15 protein-coding genes are annotated in these 17148 nt (G+C 74.1%); all 15 read left to right on the top strand.

Annotated features, from left to right (window positions below):
• Positions 1-227 precede the first annotated feature (227 nt).
• The 15 genes from rsmH to J4G33_RS15720 all read left to right on the top strand — a co-directional run bounded on the left by rsmH (position 228) and on the right by J4G33_RS15720 (position 17122).
• Positions 228-1253, top strand: a complete 1026-nt coding sequence (rsmH, locus tag J4G33_RS15790; RefSeq protein WP_208056951.1) for a 16S rRNA (cytosine(1402)-N(4))-methyltransferase RsmH — start codon at positions 228-230, stop codon at positions 1251-1253.
• Positions 1250-1729 carry a cell division protein FtsL gene (ftsL, locus tag J4G33_RS15785; RefSeq protein WP_208056950.1) on the top strand — a complete coding sequence of 160 codons (480 nt, stop codon included), beginning with the start codon at positions 1250-1252 and terminating at the stop codon, positions 1727-1729. The genes rsmH and ftsL overlap by 4 nt, the downstream gene beginning before the upstream one ends.
• A 98-nt stretch (positions 1730-1827) precedes the next feature.
• The gene (locus tag J4G33_RS15780) at positions 1828-3600 is read left to right on the top strand and encodes a peptidoglycan D,D-transpeptidase FtsI family protein (RefSeq protein WP_307793959.1); all 1773 of its coding nucleotides are present in this window, start codon (positions 1828-1830) and stop codon (positions 3598-3600) included.
• A 38-nt stretch (positions 3601-3638) separates the two neighbouring features.
• A complete protein-coding gene (locus J4G33_RS15775) occupies positions 3639-5237 on the top strand; it encodes a UDP-N-acetylmuramoyl-L-alanyl-D-glutamate--2,6-diaminopimelate ligase (RefSeq protein WP_208056949.1) in 1599 nt (532 codons plus the stop codon).
• The gene (locus tag J4G33_RS15770; protein WP_208056948.1) at positions 5234-6649 is read left to right on the top strand and encodes a UDP-N-acetylmuramoyl-tripeptide--D-alanyl-D-alanine ligase; all 1416 of its coding nucleotides are present in this window, start codon (positions 5234-5236) and stop codon (positions 6647-6649) included. Before J4G33_RS15775 ends, J4G33_RS15770 begins: the two co-directional genes overlap by 4 nt.
• Positions 6646-7728: a phospho-N-acetylmuramoyl-pentapeptide-transferase gene (gene mraY, locus J4G33_RS15765; RefSeq protein ID WP_208056947.1), complete on the top strand. Its 1083-nt coding sequence runs from the start codon at positions 6646-6648 to the stop codon at positions 7726-7728. Before J4G33_RS15770 ends, mraY begins: the two co-directional genes overlap by 4 nt.
• Positions 7728-9173: a UDP-N-acetylmuramoyl-L-alanine--D-glutamate ligase gene (gene murD, locus J4G33_RS15760; protein ID WP_208056946.1), complete on the top strand. Its 1446-nt coding sequence runs from the start codon at positions 7728-7730 to the stop codon at positions 9171-9173. Before mraY ends, murD begins: the two co-directional genes overlap by 1 nt.
• Before the next feature lie 8 nt (positions 9174-9181).
• Positions 9182-10420, top strand: a complete 1239-nt coding sequence (gene ftsW / locus J4G33_RS15755; RefSeq protein WP_208056945.1) for a putative lipid II flippase FtsW — start codon at positions 9182-9184, stop codon at positions 10418-10420.
• Positions 10413-11564, top strand: a complete 1152-nt coding sequence (murG, locus tag J4G33_RS15750) for an undecaprenyldiphospho-muramoylpentapeptide beta-N-acetylglucosaminyltransferase (protein ID WP_307793958.1) — start codon at positions 10413-10415, stop codon at positions 11562-11564. Before ftsW ends, murG begins: the two co-directional genes overlap by 8 nt.
• Entirely contained in the window at positions 11561-13021 is a 1461-nt protein-coding gene (murC, locus tag J4G33_RS15745; protein ID WP_307793957.1) for a UDP-N-acetylmuramate--L-alanine ligase, read from the top strand. Before murG ends, murC begins: the two co-directional genes overlap by 4 nt.
• Positions 13022-13212: 191 nt before the next feature.
• Complete coding sequence (locus tag J4G33_RS17345; protein WP_307793956.1) at positions 13213-14016, top strand: cell division protein FtsQ/DivIB; 804 nt, start codon at positions 13213-13215, stop codon at positions 14014-14016.
• A 138-nt stretch (positions 14017-14154) separates the two neighbouring features.
• Positions 14155-15468 (top strand): cell division protein FtsZ, encoded by a 1314-nt coding sequence (gene ftsZ, locus J4G33_RS15735; protein ID WP_208056943.1) that lies wholly within the window; start codon positions 14155-14157, stop codon positions 15466-15468.
• Positions 15469-15482: 14 nt separating this feature from the next.
• On the top strand, positions 15483-16253 hold the full coding sequence (locus J4G33_RS15730) for a purine nucleoside phosphorylase YfiH/LACC1 family protein (RefSeq protein ID WP_307793955.1): 771 nt from the start codon (positions 15483-15485) through the stop codon (positions 16251-16253).
• Between the two features lie 112 nt (positions 16254-16365).
• On the top strand, positions 16366-16833 hold the full coding sequence (locus J4G33_RS15725; RefSeq protein ID WP_208056942.1) for a cell division protein SepF: 468 nt from the start codon (positions 16366-16368) through the stop codon (positions 16831-16833).
• A 1-nt stretch (position 16834) separates the two neighbouring features.
• Entirely contained in the window at positions 16835-17122 is a 288-nt protein-coding gene (locus tag J4G33_RS15720) for a YggT family protein (protein ID WP_307793954.1), read from the top strand.
• Positions 17123-17148: the final 26 nt, after the last annotated feature.

Below are 17148 nucleotides of genomic sequence, written 5' to 3'. Positions count from 1 at the left end.
GGGTGCGACGGACCTGAACGGACCGCTGCACCGCACGGTGAGGTCTCCTCCCGCCCTCTGGCGCACTTCCCCGGTGCCAGAGAGCTGCGGAGGGAGACCTGGTCGGGCGGTGGAGGGCCTCCCGACCAGCACCGTCAGCACCATCACCCACCGCGGCCCCCGGCGCCGCGGACCGGGACGCAGGATCACGACCCGCGGCCAGCACGGCCCCGGCACCAGGAGGTGACATGGACCCGCACGAGGCCCCCCAGGACGCGCAGCGCCCGACCGCCGACCGGCACGTGCCGGTCCTGCTCGAGCGTTGCCTCGAGCTCCTCGCCCCTGCGGTCGCGGAGCCGGGAGCGGTGGTCGTGGACGCGACCCTCGGCATGGGGGGCCACACCGAGGCGATGCTGCGTCGGTTCCCCGAGCTCCGGGTGATCGGGATCGACCGCGACCAGCAGGCCCTGACCCTCGCCGGCGAGCGGCTGCGCCCCTTCGCCGACCGGTTCACGGGGGTGCACGCCGTCTACGACGCCGTGCTCGACGTCGTGGCCGACGAGGTCGACGGCCCGGTGCAGGGCGTCCTCATGGACCTGGGCGTCTCCTCCCTGCAGCTCGACGAGACCGAGCGGGGCTTCGCCTACTCGCACGACGCCCCGCTCGACATGCGGATGGACCCCAGCACCGGTCCCACGGCGGCGCAGGTGCTCAACACCTACGCCGAGGCCGACCTCGTCCGGATCCTGCGCGAGTACGGCGAGGAGCGGTTCGCGGCGCGCATCGCCCGCACGATCGTCACCCAGCGCGCGGGCCGTCCCCTCGAGCGGACGGGCGAGCTGGTCCAGATCGTCCGCACGGCCATCCCCGCCGCGGCCCGCACCACCGGGGGCAACCCCGCCAAGCGGACCTTCCAGGCCCTGCGGATCGAGGTGAACGGCGAGCTCGAGGCCCTCGAGCGCGCCCTCCCCGCGGCCGTGGCCGGTCTCGCTGTCGGAGGGCGCCTCGTCGTCATGGCGTACCAGAGCCTCGAGGACCGCCTGGTCAAGCGCGCCCTGGCCCGCGGCGCCGAGTCGAGCGCCCCGCTGGGACTGCCGGTCGAGCCCGAGACCCACCGCCCGTACCTCCGCCTCCTCACCCGTGGCGCCGAGCTCGCTCCGCCCGCCGAGCAGGAGACGAACCCTCGCTCGGCATCCGTCCGGCTGCGCGCCGCAGAGCGCGCGCGACCGACTCCTGCGCACCTGCGCGACGTCACCCCGCGGTGGGCAGCGTGAGCGCCGCGCACGCGACCTCCGTCCGGGCCCCGCGCGGTGCGGCGTCGAACCCCGAGCAGCGCGCGGCGCGGTCCCACCAGTCGCCCCAGCGGGCACCCGCGCGGCCAGCCGCTCGTCCGGCACCGGCGGGCGCGCCCCGGCTGCGCGTGGTCCGCGCCCCGGCCACGCGCCGTTCTCGGACGCCCTTCGTGCTGCTGTGCATGGGCGTGCTCGCCTCGGCACTCCTGGCGACCCTCGTGCTGAACACCTCGATGGCCCAGGGCGAGTACGAGCGCTTCGACCTGCAGACCCGGCTGGCCCAGTCCGCGCAGGCGCAGCAGGAGCTCGACGAGCAGCTCGCGCGGGCGACCTCGCCCGAGGACCTCGCGGCGGCGGCCAGCGAGCTCGGGATGGTGCAGAGCCAGGACGCCGGCTACCTGCGGCTCGCCGACGGCACGGTCCTCGGTGACCCGCGGCCTGCGGAGGTGGGGGAGTGAGCGACGAGCGGCGGCGGACCTCGACCCCGCGGCCTCGCCCGAGCACGGACGCGGCGGTCCGGCGTGCGCCTGCCCCCCGACGTCCCACCGCACGCCCCGTGGCGCGGGCAGCGGCCGTCGCCGCACCCCCGCCGGTCGACGCCTCCCGCCGTCAGGCGGTGCTGCTCGCCATCGTGGTCGTCGCGCTGCTGGCCCTGGTCGTCCGGCTCGTCCAGGTCCAGGTGATCGAGGCCAGCACGGTGGCCGCCGAGGCCTTCGACCAGCGCCTGACGACGGTGGCCATCCCCGCCGAGCGCGGCGACATCGTCGACAGCCGGGGCGAGGTCCTGGCGACGTCGGTGGTGCGCTACGACATCTTCGTCGACCAGGTGCACCTCAGCGAGAACCTGGACCCGGCCGACCTCAGCGAGGCGGCCGGGGCTCTCGCCCGCCTGCTCGACCTCGACGCGGCCGAGCTGGCCCCGGTGCTGTGGGGCCCTGAGGACCCCGACGACAAGCGGCGGTACGTCTACCTCACCAAGGGGGTCGCCCCCGACGTCTACGAGAAGGTCCTCGAGCAGGAGGTCCCGGGGGTGGCCGGGGACCAGGCCAGCGAGCGGTACTACCCGGCTGGGACGACCGCGGGCAACGTGCTCGGCTTCGTGGGGGCCGAGGGGTACGGCCAGGCGGGCCTCGAGCAGATCTACGACGAGCTGCTGACGGGGGAGCCCGGGTCGCAGACCTACGAGCGCGGGGCGCGCGGGCAGCGGATCCCCACCGGCGAGCAGGGCGTCGAGCCCGCCGTCCCGGGCGAGGACCTGCAGCTCACCCTCATGCGCGACCTGCAGTACGTCGCCCAGGACGCGATCGACGAGCAGGTCGCTGCCAGCGGGGCCGAGTGGGGCGTCGTCCAGATCATCGACGTGAGCTCCGGTGAGATCCTCGTGCTGGCCGACTCCAACGCGGTCGACCCCAACGACCCCGGGGCGACGCCGACCGCAGACCGGGGCAGCAGGTCCTCCTGGACCGTGTACGAGCCCGGCTCGACGGCCAAGGTGGTGACGATGGCTGCCGCCCTGGACGCCGGTCTCGCGACGCCCACCTCGCAGTACGTCATCCCGGACCAGTACACGGCGCCCAACGGTCAGCAGTTCAAGGACTCGCACGAGCACGAGGACCTCAAGCTCACCCTCACCGGGGTGCTCGCCGAGTCCTCCAACACCGGGACGGTCATGGTCGGTCAGAACCTGCCGACCCAGGTGCGCCACGACTACCTGAGCAAGTTCGGCTTCGGTCGGCTCACCGGCGTGGGGCTGCCCGGGGAGTCGGCGGGCATCCTCCACGACGCCGACAGCTGGGACGGGCGCACGCAGTACGCCGTGCTCTTCGGCCAGGGGCTCGGCGCGACCACCCTCCAGTCGACCCAGGTCTTCGCGACCCTCGCGAACGGCGGGGTCCGGAAGCAGCCCCACCTGGTCAAGGGCACCGTGGACGAGGACGGCACCGAGCACCCCGCCGAGCTGGCCGAGCCCGAGCGGGTCGTCAGCGAGGAGACGGCCGGCACGATCGTGCGGATGCTCGAGAGCGCTGTGGCGGACGGCACCGGGGCGAACGCCGCGATCCCCGGCTACCGCGTCGCCGGCAAGACGGGCACCGCCCAGGCCTTCGAGGGCAACGGTGTGATCAAGCACGTGGCCTCCTTCATCGGCATCGCCCCGGCGGACGACCCGGTGCTGGCCGTCAACGTCGCCCTGTACGACCCGAAGACCTCGATCTACGGCGGTGCCGTGGCCGCTCCGGTCTTCTCCGAGGTCACCGGCTACGCGCTCCGCTACCTCGGCGTGCCACCCAGCACGGGCGCCGCCGACCTGTACCCGACCACCTACGAGTGACGGCGCGCTCCGCCGCGGCCGGACGGTAGATTCGCCCCGTGACGTCCCCCCAAGGTCGGATGCGCCCAGAGCATCGTCCCGCACGTCACCTCAGCGACCTCGCCCGGGCCTTCGCCCCGGAGCTCGAGCGCGCCGAGGTGACCACCAGTCCCGTCGAGCTCCCCGACCCCCTGGTCACGGGTGTGGCCGTGGGGTCTGGCGAGGTCCAGCCCGGTGACCTGTTCGCCGGGCTGCCCGGCCAGCACGCCCACGGCGCGGCCTACGCGGCTGCCGCCGTCGAGGCCGGGGCCGTCGCCGTGCTGACCGATCCCGCCGGTCTGGACCTGCTCCGGGAGGCCGGGCTCGCCGTGCCCGTCCTCGTCACCCCGGACCCTCGTGCCCGGCTCGGTGACGTCTCGGCCTGGCTCTACGACCACCCCGCGGCGGCCCTCACCGTCGTCGGCCTGACCGGCACCAACGGCAAGACGACCACGTCCTACTTCGTCGACGCCGCGCTGGCGGCGGTGCACGAGAGCACCGCGGTCATCGGCACCGTCGAGCTCCGGGTGGGCGACCAGTCCATCGAGAGCCCTCGGACGACCGTCGAGTCCCCGGTGCTGCACGGCCTCTTCGCCCTCATGCGGGAGCGGGGCACGACGGCCTGCTCGATGGAGGTCTCCTCGCACGCCCTCGCCCTGCACCGTACGGCGGGCCTCGTGTTCGACGTCGTCGGGTTCACCAACCTCCAGCGTGACCACCTCGACTTCCACGGCGACATGGAGGGCTACTTCCGGGACAAGGCACGGCTCTTCGCCCTCGAGCAGGCCCGACGCGGGGTCGTGTGCGTCGACGACGTCTGGGGCGTGCGGCTCGCGAGCGAGGCGCGGATCCCTGTCGAGACCGTCGCCACCCGCGCCGAGGGTGCGGGGTACGCCGAGGCCGACTGGCGGGTGGAGGACGCGACGGTCGGCCTCGACGGCGTGGGCTCGACCTTCACGCTGACCGGCCCCGGGGGGGTCGCCGTGGCGGCTGCCAGCCCGCTGCCGGGTCTGGTCAACGTGTCGAACGCCGCGCTGGCCGTGGTCCTCGCGCACCGCGGGGGGGTTCCCCTCGAGGCCGCGGCCGCCGCGGTGGGGTCGGCGAGCGCGATCCCGGGCCGCATGGAGCGGGTCGTCGAGCGGGGTGGTGGACGACCGCTGTGCCTGGTCGACTACGCGCACACCCCCGACGCACTCACCCTCGCGCTCGAGGCGGTGCGTCCCATCACGCCGGGGCGCCTCGTGATCGTCTTCGGCTCGGACGGCGACCGGGACCGGGGCAAGCGACCCATGATGGGGGAGATCGCCGCGCGGCTCGCCGACGTGCTGGTCGTGACCGACGAGAACCCACGCTCGGAGCGCCCGGAGACCATCCGTGGGGCGATCCTCGACGGCGTCCGCACGGTGCGCCCCGACGGGGAGGACGTGCACGAGGTCGCGCCCCGGGTCGAGGCGGTCCGGGCCGCGGTCGCCCTCGCCGAGGAGGCCGATACGGTGATCGTCACCGGCAAGGGCCACGAGCCCACGCAGGAGATCGGCGGCGTGTTCCACCGGTACAACGACCGCGACGCCTTCCTCGCCGCCACCAGCAACCCCTCGACCCCGGAGACGCCCGCGTGATCGACCTGACCGCCGCCGAGGTGGCCACCATGACGGGAGGCCGCGTGGTCGGCGACCCCGACCGCACCGTGACCGGGCCGGTCGTCACCGACTCTCGCAAGGTCACGCCGGGCTGCCTCTTCGTCGCCCTGGGGGGCGACCACGTCGACGGGCACGACTTCGCTGCGCGCGCCGTGGCCGACGGCGCGGCGGTGGTCCTGGCGGCTCGCGAGGTCCCTGCGGCGGACGGGTCGGGGCCCGTGCCCTCGGTCGTCGTCCCCGACGTGACCCAGGCCCTGGGCGACCTCGCCCGTGAGGTGCTCTCCCGGCTGCGCGGCGACGGGTCCCTCCAGGTGGTCGCCGTGACCGGGTCGGTCGGCAAGACCACCACCAAGGACCTGCTCGCCCAGCTCCTCGGGGAGCACGGGGAGACCGTCTGGCCCGAGGCCTCCTTCAACAACGAGATCGGCCTGCCCCTGACCGTGCTGCGGGCCGAGGCGACGACCCGCTACCTCGTGCTCGAGATGGGCGCGAGCGGCCCCGGGCACATCGACTACCTCACGGCGATCGCCGCCCCTGACGTCGCTGCCGTGCTCGTGGTGGGCTCGGCCCACCTCGGCGAGTTCGGGGGGATCGAGGCCGTCGCACGGGCCAAGGCCGAGATCGTCGCCGGTCTCGTCCCGGGGGGCACCGCGGTGCTCAACGCCGACGACGGCCGGGTGGCCGCCATGGCGACGCAGGCACCCGGCCCCGTCCTCACCTTCGGTGCGGGCGCGGACGCGCGCGTCCGGGCCGAGGAGATCCGGGTGGACGCGTCCTCCTGCGCGAGCTTCGACCTCGTGGTCGGTGAGGAGCGGCACCCGGTCGCCCTGCAGCTCGTGGGCGAGCACCACGTGCACAACGCCCTCGCCGCGGCCGCGGCCTGCCTGGCCCTCGGCCTGCCCCTGGACGCGATCGCGACACGGCTCGGCCGCGCCACGGCCCTGAGCCCGCACCGGATGCAGGTGACCGAACGGCCCGACGGCGTGACCGTGATCGACGACTCGTACAACGCCAACCCGGACTCGATGCGGGCGGCCCTCAAGGCCCTGGCCGTCCGGTCCCGGGGCCGTCGCTCGATCGCGGTGCTCGGTGCCATGCTCGAGCTCGGCGAGGACTCCTTGCGCGCCCACGACGAGATCGGCCGCCTGGCGGTGCGCCTCGACGTCTCGCGGCTCGTCGTCGTCGGCGAGGAGGCCCGCGCCCTGCACCTCGGCGCCCTCCAGGAGGGCTCGTGGGGCGAGGAGTCCCGGCTGGTCCCGGACGTCGAGGCCGCCGCCGCGTGGCTCGAGGCCGAGCTGGAGCCCGGGGACGTCGTGCTGGTGAAGTCCTCGCACGGTGCCGGCCTCTGGCAGCTGGGTGAGCGGCTCACCGCAGAGGTGAGGCCTCGATGATCGCCGTCCTGCTCGCCGGCGGGCTCTCCCTCGTCGTCGCCCTCCTCTGCACCCCGCTGCTCATCCGGCTGCTCGTCCGCAAGCAGTACGGGCAGTTCATCCGTCAGGACGGACCGACCGCGCACTTCACCAAGCGCGGCACGCCCACGATGGGCGGGGTCGTCATCATCGGCGCGACCCTCTTCGGCTGGGCGGGGGCGAGCCTGGTGACGGGGAACGTGCCGAGCGCCTCGGCGGTCCTCGTGCTGTTCCTCATGACCGGCCTGGGTCTGGTCGGCTTCCTCGACGACTACATCAAGATCTCCCGGCAGCGCAGCCTGGGCCTCAAGGCGCGGTGGAAGATCATCGGCCAGGGCGTGGTGGGCGTGACCTTCGCCGTGGCCGCGCTCAACTTCCCGAGCGAGAACTTCCGGACCCCGGCCTCGACGAAGATCTCCTTCATCCGCGACACGAACATCGACCTGGCGTTCGCCGGGGTGACCCTCGGGCTGATCCTGTTCGTGCTCTGGGCCAACTTCCTCATCACGGCGTGGTCCAACGCGGTCAACCTGACCGACGGGCTCGACGGTCTCGCGACGGGTGCGTCGCTCATCGTCTTCGGCGCCTACGTGCTCGTCGGCGTCTGGCAGTTCAACCAGCGGTGCGAGTCCCTGCTGAGCGCCGGACCGCGGTGCTACGAGGTCCGCGACCCCCTCGAGCTCGCCGTCGTGGCTGCTGCCATCACCGGGGCATGCTTCGGCTTCCTCTGGTGGAACGCCTCACCGGCGAAGATCTTCATGGGCGACACCGGGTCGCTGGCGCTGGGCGGGGCCCTGGCCGGCCTGTCGATCCTGTCGCGCACCGAGATCCTGGCCGCGATCATCGGCGGGCTCTTCGTCCTGATCGTGCTGAGCGACGTGATCCAGATCGGCTTCTTCAAGATGACCGGCAAGCGGGTCTTCAAGATGGCTCCGCTGCACCACCACTTCGAGCTCTCGGGGTGGGGGGAGGTCACCATCGTCATCCGGTTCTGGATCATCGCGGGTCTCTTCGTCGCGGTCGGGGTCGGGGTGTTCTACGCCGAGTGGGTGGCGGGCTGATGCCCGCCGTCGCGCTCGACGGCCGCCGGGTCCTCGTCGCCGGGCTGGGGGTCTCGGGACGCGCTGCGGCGCAGGTGCTGCGCGACCGGGGTGCGCTGGTGACCACCCTCGACCACCGGGCCGAGGACGCGGACCTCAGCACCGATGCCGCGGTCGACCTGGCCGCGGTCGACCTCGTGGTGGCCTCACCCGGGTGGAGCCCCGAGGCCCCTGTCCTGGTCCAGGCGGGCCTGCGCGGCACCCCGGTGTGGAGCGAGGTCGAGCTCGCCTGGCGGACGAGGGTCGACCGCGCCGCCGGGGGAGGCCCCGCACCCTGGCTGGCACTCACCGGGACCAACGGCAAGACCACGACGGTGGGCATGCTCGCCGCGATCCTCACCGCTGCGGGGCTGCGGGCCCCCGCGGTCGGCAACGTGGGAACCCCCGTCCTCGAGGCCGCGACCGACCCGCAGCACGACGTGCTCGCGGTCGAGCTCTCGAGCTTTCAGCTCCACTTCACGCACTCGATGACGGCCCAGGCCGCCGCGGTGCTCAACGTCGCGGACGACCACCTCGACTGGCACGGCTCGCGCGCGGCCTACGCGGCTGCCAAGGCGAGGGTGTACCGCGGGGTCGAGGTCGGCTGCGTCTACCCCGCCCAGGACCCCACCGTCGAGGAGATGGTCCGTGCGGCCGACGTCGCCGAGGGCGCTCGGGCGGTCGGTACGACGCTCGGCCCCCCGGGCCCGGGACAGCTCGGCCTGATCGACGGGATCCTGGTCGACCGCAGCTTCCACGCCCCCCTGGCCGACCCGTCCCGCACCCGGTCGGCGGCCGAGCTCGCGACCCTCGACGACCTCGCCCACCTCGCCGGGCCGGGCGGTGTGCTGGCTCCGCACGTCGTCCTCGACGCGCTCACCGCGGCGGCCCTGGCCCGGGCCCACGGCGTCGCCCCCGTCGCCGTCCGTGACGGCCTCCGGGCCTACCGCCCCGGGGCGCACCGCAGCGAGCTCGTCGCGGTCCTCGACGAGGTCGCCTACGTCGACGACTCCAAGGCCACCAACGCGCACGCGGCCTCGGCTGCCCTCGCGGCCTTCGAGCCCGGGTCGGTCGTGTGGATCGCGGGGGGGCTGGCCAAGGGCGCACGGTTCGAGGAGCTCGTCGCCGACCGGGCCGACCGGCTCGCCGCGATCGTGCTGATCGGCGTCGACGCCGAGCCCTGGGAGCAGGCGGTCTCCCGACACGCCCCCGACCTCCCCGTCGTCCGGGTCGATCCGGCCGACACTGGGACCGTGATGCGCCGCGCCGTGACCGAGGCCCGCCGGGTAGCCCGGCCGGGCTCCACCGTCCTGCTCGCCCCCGCGAGCGCGTCCATGGACCAGTTCGACTCCTACGCCCAGCGCGGCGAGGCCTTCGTCGCCGCGGTGCGGGAGATCGCCGCGACGACGACGCCCGCGGGCGACTGAGCCCCGCGATGGCGACCCCCCGGGTGGAGGAGGTCGAGACCGCGCCGCGTGACCGCAGCGCAGTGCTCGGCCAGTGGAACGGTGCGGTCAGCAGCTACTACCTGCTGCTGGGCGCGACGGTTCTGCTCGTGGTCATCGGTCTCGTGATGGTGCTGTCGAGCTCGAGCGTGACGTCGCTGAGCGGCGGGAACTCGCCCTACGCGGTGTTCCTCAACCAGGCCCAGTTCGCGATCATCGGCCTCCCGCTGGCGTGGCTCGCGAGCCGGCTGCCCGTCCGGTTCTACCAGCGCGTGGCGTGGCCGGCCCTCGGGGTCGCGCTGGTCCTGCAGGCCCTCGTCTTCACAGGGCTGGGGCGAGAGCAGGGCGGCAACCGGAACTGGCTGTACCTGCCCGGAGGCCAGACCATGCAGCCCTCCGAGCTCGCCAAGCTGGCCGTCGCGGTCTGGCTCGCGCTCGTGCTCGCCCGCAAGCGCGCGCTGCTGCACCGCTGGCTGCACGTGCTGATCCCCGGGGTGCTCGGGGCGGCGGCCGTCCTGGGGCTGGTGCTCCTCGGCAAGGACCTGGGCACCGCGATGATCATGATGATGCTCGTCGCGGGGGCGCTCTTCGTGGCGGGAGTGCCGTTGCGGATGTTCGCCGTGGCAGGGGGCCTCGTCGTGCTCCTGGTGATCCAGATGGCCCAGGACGGCAGCAGCCGGACCCGGCGCATCGAGGCCTTCTTCAGCGCCGACTGCGACGCGCAGAACGAGTGCTACCAGACGACCCGTGGTCTGTACGGCCTCGCCTCGGGCGGCCTGACCGGGGTGGGCCTGGGGGAGAGCACCGAGAAGTGGTCCTACCTGCCCGAGGCGCACAACGACTTCATCTTCGCGATCGTCGGCGAGGAGCTCGGACTGCTCGGCACGGTGCTCGTCGTGGCCCTCTTCGGTGTGCTCGCGGTCGGCATGACGCGGGTGATCCGGCGGCACACCGACCCCTTCGTCCAGATCGCCACCGGGGCCATCGCGACGTGGGTGCTCGGCCAGGCGATCGTCAACATCGCCGTGGTCATCGGCCTGCTGCCCGTCATCGGCGTCCCCCTGCCCCTGGTCTCCGCAGGGGGGTCAGCCCTGGTCACGACGATGCTCGCGATCGGGGTGGTGCTCTCCTTCGCGCGGGCCGAGCCCGGGGCGGCCGAGGCCCTGGCCGCCCGTCCCGGGGTCGTCCGTCGTTCGCTCGCCGTCCTCTCGAGAGGTTCCCGTGGTTGACTCCGTCCTGCTGGCCGGTGGTGGGACCGCCGGCCACGTGAACCCGCTGCTCGCGGTCGCCGACGAGCTGAGCGCGCGGCACCCCGGCGCCCTCCTGACCGTGCTCGGTACGGCCGAGGGCCTCGAGGCCGAGCTGGTGCCCGAGCGCGGCTACCCTCTGGTCGTGGTGCCGAAGGTGCCGCTCCCGAGGCGACCGACCCCGGACTGGCTGCGTCTGCCGGGCCGTCTGCGTGAGGCGGTCGACGCCGCCGAGCACGCCCTGGAAGAGACCGAGGCCCAGGTGGTGGTCGGCTTCGGCGGCTACGTCTCGACCCCGGCCTACCTCGCGGCCCGACGTCGCGGGACCCCGGTGGTGATCCACGAGCAGAACGCGCGTCCCGGGTTGGCCAACCGGCTGGGTGCGCGGTGGGCGAGCTCGGTGGCCGTCACCTTCCCCGGCACCCAGCTCGCCGGAGCGCAGGTCACCGGGCTGCCGCTGCGTCCCGAGATCGCCGACCTCATCGACGAGCGTGCGGTCGACGCCGCAGGTACGCGCGTGCGTGCCGCGGCCGAGCTCGGCCTGGACCCCGAGCTGCCGACCGTCCTGGTGACCGGCGGCTCCCTGGGGGCGGTGAGCGTGAGCTCGGCCGTGGTCGGCGCCGCCGCCGAGCTTCTCGCGGCAGGGGTCCAGGTGCTGCACCTGACGGGCAAGGGCAAGGCTCAGGCGGTGCGCGACCAGGTCCGCGAGCTGAGCGAGTCGGGACTGGCCGCCGGGCTCGCCGGGCGGTACCAGGTGCGGGAGTACCTCAGCCGGATGCAGCTGGCGCTCGCCGTCGCGGACCTCGTGGTCGCACGGGCCGGGGCCGGGACCGTGAGCGAGCTCGCCGCCCTCGGCCTGCCCGCGGTGTACGTGCCGCTGCCGATCGGCAACGGTGAGCAGCGCCTCAACGCCCGACCCGTGGTCGAGGCCGGGGGCGGGGTGCTCGTGCCCGACGCCGAGCTGGACCCGCGCTGGGTCGTGGAGCAGCTGCTGCCCCTGGTCGCCGACCCGTCGCGCCTGGCGGAGATGGGCCTGGCGGCCGCGGGGGTCGGGGTGCGTGACGCCGCGGCTCGGGTCGCCGACCTCGTGGAGGCGGCCGTGCCGACGCAGGAGGCGACGCCGTGAGCGGCGGGAGCCCGGCGAGCCCCGTCCCCGATGGGGTCCCCACGGTCGCCGAGCTGGGGCGCGTCCACCTCGTCGGTGCGGGGGGCGCCGGGATGTCCGTCGTGGCAGCGCTGCTCGCTGCCCGTGGCCTGGTCGTCTCAGGATCGGACGCACGTCCTGGCCCGGTCCTGGACGCCCTCGCCGCCCGCGGCGTGACGGTCCACGTGGGTCACGCGAGCTCGAACCTCGGCACGGCGACGACCCTCGTGGTCTCGACGGCGATCCGCCCCGACAACCCCGAGCTCCTCGCCGCTCGCGACCGAGGGCTGCGGGTGCTGCACCGGTCGCAGGCGCTGGCCGCTCTCATGCAGGACCGCACCGCGGTCGCCGTGGCAGGGGCCCACGGCAAGACCACGACCTCGGCCATGATCGCGGTGACCCTCGCCGGGGCCGGGCTCGACCCCTCGTACGCGGTCGGTGGCACGGTGCAGGCCGTTGCCTCGCCCGAGGACCCGGCCCCGGCGGTCGGGGTCCTCGCCGGTGCGCGGGACGGCCACGGGCCGGTCTTCGTCGCCGAGGCGGACGAGTCCGACGGGTCCTTCCTCGCCTACCGCCCCACGATCGCCGTCGTCACCAACGTCGAGCCCGACCACCTCGACCACTACGGGACCCGGGAGGCCTTCGAGGAGGCCTTCGTCCGGTTCGTGGACCAGGTCGTCCCCGACGGGCACCTCGTCGCCTGCGCCGACGACCCCGGGTCACGGGAGCTCGCAGCGCGCACCCGTGCCCGGGGCCGCTCGGTCGTGACCTATGGCACGGGCAGCGAGGCGGACCTCAGGCTCGAGGGGTGGCAGGCGCACGGCTCGGGCAGCACGGCGACCCTGGTCGAGGCCGGTCTGCCGCCGGTCGCGCTCGACCTCACGGTGCCGGGGCTGCACAACGCCCGCAACGCGGCGGCCGCCTACGCCGCCGCGCGGCTGCTCGGGGTCGACGGCCCGACGGCGGCGCGAGCGCTGTCCACCTTCACGGGCACCGGACGCCGGTTCGAGGACCGCGGTGCGGTCCGCGGGGTCCGCGTGGTCGACGACTACGCTCATCACCCGACCGAGGTCGAGGCGCTGCTGCGCGCGGCCCGTCCGGTCGCGGGCGGGGGCCGCGTGCTGGTGCTCTTCCAGCCGCACCTGTACTCCCGCACACGGACCTTCGCCGCGGAGTTCGCCCAGGCGCTGGGTCTCGCCGACGTCGTGGTCGTGACCGACGTCTACGGCGCCCGCGAGGACCCTGACCCCCAGGTCACGGGCGCGCTCATCACCGAGCCCCTGCGTGCGACCGGCCACGACGCGACCTTCGTCCCGGACCGGCTCGAGGCCGCGCGGCGGATCGGCGCCGCGGCACGGGAGGGGGACCTGGTGCTGACGGTCGGGGCGGGGGATGTCACGACCCTGGCCCCCGAGGTCCTCGCCGCGGTGCCTGGATGAGGCCGCCCGCCCGGCCGCGCCGTGTCGCGCCGGTCCCGACGCCGACCTCCCGTCAGCCGGTCGCGCCCGCCGCAGGGCGCTCGCGCGGGACCGGGACCGCCCCGCGCCCCGGGACGCGGGCGCCCGAGAGGGTCCTTCCCGCAGCAGGGGCACGCACGCACCGGACCTCGTCGCCCTCCGCGGGCGGGAGTGTGCCGCAGGCTCCGTCCCGCGAGGTCGCCCGGCCGGGCTGGCGCCCGGTGCGGCCCCCGGTGGTCTCGACCGGGTCCGCCGCGCGGTTCGCCGAGCGGGTCGCGCTGCGACGTCGCCTGACCAGGCGCCGGGTGCTGTGGTCCTCGGCCGTGCTGGTCCTGGTCGCCGGCGTGCTCGGTGCGCTCTTCCTCTCCCCGTTGATGGCCCTCGACACGGACGAGGTCGAGGTCCGCGGCCAGGGCACGGTGGTCGACGCGGACGAGGTCCGGGCGGTGGTCGCGGCCTACGCCGGGACGCCGCTGCCGCGTCTGGACACCGTGGGGCTGCGTCGCGCGGTGCTCGACGTCCCCGGGGTCCGCGCCGCCGAGGTGGCGCGGGTGTGGCCCGTCGGGCTGCAGGTCACCGTCGTCTCCCGGGAACCCGTGGCCGCGGTACCGGCCGAGGAGGGCCTGGCCCTGCTCGACGTCGACGGCGTCCAGGTCGGTCGGGTGGCGGAGGCCCCTGAAGGCATCCCGGTGGTGAGCGTCCCCCTCGAGGACCCCGACGCCCGGGCCCTGCGCGCGGTGCTCGCCGTGCTGCAGCTCCTGCCCGAGGAGCTCGCCGCGGAGGTGGTCGAGCTCTCGGCCGAGAGCCAGGACACGGTCCGCCTGGTGCTCGCCGACGGGGCACGGGTCGAGTGGGGGAGCGCGGAGCAGACGACCCTCAAGGCGACCGTCCTGGCGACGCTGCGTGAGGCCGAGGTCACCGAGGGCGTGACGGTCTTCGACGTCTCGGCCCCGGAGCTGCCGATCACCAGCTCGTGAGCCCGTCGTGCGACACGCGCCCGTGGTCGTTGCTGCGAGCGGTCGGGGCACCTAGCGTCGCACCTGGCAGCATCTGACATAACTCTAACCTTCTAGTGGAACCTGAAGGTTGAGACTCGCGTAACGAGAGGCACGGACGTGGCAGCTCCGCAGAACTACCTGGCAGTCATCAAGGTGGTCGGCATCGGCGGCGGTGGCGTCAACGCCGTCAACCGGATGATCGAGGTCGGCCTCAAGGGGGTCGAGTTCATCGCGATCAACACCGACGCCCAGGCGCTGCTCATGTCCGACGCCGACGTCAAGCTCGACGTCGGGCGCGAGCTCACCCGCGGGCTCGGCGCCGGGGCCGACCCCGAGGTCGGCAAGAAGGCCGCCGAGGACCACGCCGAGGAGATCGAGGACGTCCTGCGGGGTGCCGACATGGTCTTCGTCACGGCAGGCGAGGGCGGTGGCACCGGCACGGGTGGTGCCCCCGTGGTCGCGCGCATCGCGCGCTCCCTGGGAGCCCTGACCATCGGTGTCGTCACCCGACCGTTCACCTTCGAGGGGCGCCGACGCTCGGTGCAGGCCGAGTCAGGCATCGACGCGCTGCGCTCCGAGGTGGACACCCTCATCGTCATCCCGAACGACCGGCTGCTGTCGATCTCGGACCGGAACGTCTCGGTGCTCGACGCCTTCCACTCGGCCGACCAGGTGCTCCTCTCCGGTGTCCAGGGGATCACCGACCTCATCACCACGCCCGGGCTGATCAACCTGGACTTCGCCGACGTCAAGAGCGTCATGCAGGGGGCCGGGAGCGCCCTCATGGGGATCGGCTCGGCCCGGGGTGACGACAGGGCCGTCCAGGCCGCCGAGCTCGCGATCTCCTCCCCGCTGCTCGAGGCGAGCATCGACGGTGCCCACGGCGTGCTGCTGTCGATCCAGGGCGGCTCGGACCTGGGCCTGTTCGAGATCAACGAGGCCGCGCGGCTGGTCCAGGAGGCCGCCCACCCCGAGGCGAACATCATCTTCGGTGCGGTCATCGACGACGCCCTCGGCGACGAGGTGCGTGTCACCGTCATCGCGGCCGGGTTCGACAGCGGCTCGCCGAGCATCCGCAAGGACAGCCGTGCCCTGGGCCAGGTCAGCGGCAGCGCCCCGCACCTGCCCGGGGCCGGGTCCGAGCAGCCTGTGCGGCCGGCTGCGGCCGAGCTGCCGCCGTCAGTCCCCGTCGCGGTCCCGGCCCAGCAGGTCGACGAGACGCCCGCCTGGAGCGACGCTCCCTACCAGGGGGCGCACGAGGAGCCGCGCACCCCGGGACGGGTCGAGGAGGAGCCCGTGCCGTCCTTCCTGGGCGAGGAGCGTGAGTCGTCGACGGGCGCAGTCGAGGTGCCCCGGGTGTTCGAGGACCGGTCGCCGCGCCGCAGCAGCAACGACGACCTCGACCTGCCCGACTTCCTCAAGCACTCCTGAGCCGTCGGGCGACCGTGCGACCGCCCCTCCTCGAGGTCGACCTGGGTCCAGGGGTGCAGGCCGCGTTCACGATGGCGGTCGCGCCCGAGGGGAGTGGCGGTCGCCCTGCCGCGGCCTCGCCGCACGGGGACTTCAACCTCGGGCTCGGCCTGGGGGAGGAGGACGCGGTGGTCCTCGCCCGTCGAGAGGGTCTCGCCGACTGGCTCGGTGTGCCCGTGGTCACGGCCAGGCAGGTGCACGGCACCCACGTGCACCCCGTGCCCGCAGCGCCTCAGGACCCGACCGAGGTGCCGACGGCGGACGGCCTCGTCACGACCTCGACCGAGGTGGGGCTGGTCGTGCTCGCCGCCGACTGCGTGCCGGTCCTGCTGTGCGACCCGCACCACGGGGTGGCCGCGGCGGTGCACGCAGGCCGCGCCGGGGTGGTCGGTGACGTCGTCGGACGGGCCGTGGCGGCGATGGTCGGGCGCGGCGCGCAGGTCACCGACCTGCGGGCCGTGGTGGGTCCGGCGGTGTGCGGGTCCTGCTACGAGGTCCCCGCCGAGCTCGCCGCCCAGGTGGTGGCCGCCGTGCCGGAGACCCGGTCCCGCACCCGCCGGGGAACCGCGGCCCTCGACCTCCCGGCGGGGGTCGGGGCTCAGCTCTTCGCGGCGGGGGTCCGGCAGGTCTGTCACCTCGGCTCGTGCACCCTCGAGGACCCGCGGTGGTACTCGCACCGCGGCGTGCCCCAGGGGCGGCCCGCGGGGCGTCACGGCGGCGTCGTGCGGCTGCTGCGCGCCTCGTGACCTTGGGCGTGTCGCGGGGGTGACCTCGGGGTACGGGGGGTTAGCGTGAGCACTGATCGGATCGACGCCCTGGGCGACGGTCCACCTGGACCGTTCTCGGGAGGAGGCCGCGATGGCCGGAGCGCTGCGCAAGACGATGCTGTACCTGGGGCTGGCCGAGGAGGACCGACACGGTCAGGCCGACGAGTACGTCGACGAGTACGACGAGGAGTACGCCGTGCCGCAGGAGTACGAGGCCGAGGTCACCCCGATCCGGCGTGACGTCGCCCGCCCCGTCCCGACCACGGCCGTCGAGCTGCGTCGGATCACCACGATCCACCCGCGGTCGTACAACGACGCCCGGGTGATCGGCGAGGCCTTCCGGTCGGGAACGCCCGTGATCATGAACCTCTCGGAAATGACCGATGCCGACGCCAAGCGCCTCGTCGACTTCTCGGCCGGCCTGATCTTCGGGCTGCACGGGGCCATCGAGCGCGTGACGAGCAAGGTCTTCCTGCTCTCCCCGGAGCACGTCGAGGTGACCGGCGAGGAGCAGGTCGCCGGGGGCGAGACCCGCGCCGGCTTCTTCAACCAGAGCTGACGTGCCCGGCGTCGTCGTCCTGGTCCTCTACTACCTGGTCCTGGCCTTCCTGCTCCTGATGTTCGTCAGGCTCGTGTTCGAGTGGGTCCAGGTCTTCGCGCGGGACTGGCGCCCGCGCGGCGTGGTGCTGGTCGTCGCCGAGGCCGCCTACACCGTGACCGACCCGCCCCTGCGCGCCGTGCGACGGGTCGTTCCTCCGCTCAACCTGGGCGGCATCCGTCTGGACCTCGCCTTCATCATCGTGATGTTCGCGGGGTGGCTCCTGCTCAGCGTGCTCAGGTTCCTCTGACTCACAGGGCGCGCCGGCTCCTCACG

The sequence above is a fragment of the Actinotalea soli genome (assembly GCF_017565425.1).
Lineage (GTDB): Bacteria > Actinomycetota > Actinomycetes > Actinomycetales > Cellulomonadaceae > Actinotalea > Actinotalea soli.
The sequence above is the reverse complement of the archived record's forward strand: the minus strand, read 5'-3'. Positions and strand labels throughout refer to the sequence as shown.

Coding starts and splice junctions, on each gene's coding strand:
- ftsW (WP_208056945.1), top strand. CDS start 9,182: ATGGCGACCCCCCGGGTGGAGGAGGTCGAGACCGCGCCGCGTGACCGC.
- rsmH (WP_208056951.1), top strand. CDS start 228: ATGGACCCGCACGAGGCCCCCCAGGACGCGCAGCGCCCGACCGCCGAC.
- murD (WP_208056946.1), top strand. CDS start 7,728: ATGCCCGCCGTCGCGCTCGACGGCCGCCGGGTCCTCGTCGCCGGGCTG.
- mraY (WP_208056947.1), top strand. CDS start 6,646: ATGATCGCCGTCCTGCTCGCCGGCGGGCTCTCCCTCGTCGTCGCCCTC.
- J4G33_RS15725 (WP_208056942.1), top strand. CDS start 16,366: ATGGCCGGAGCGCTGCGCAAGACGATGCTGTACCTGGGGCTGGCCGAG.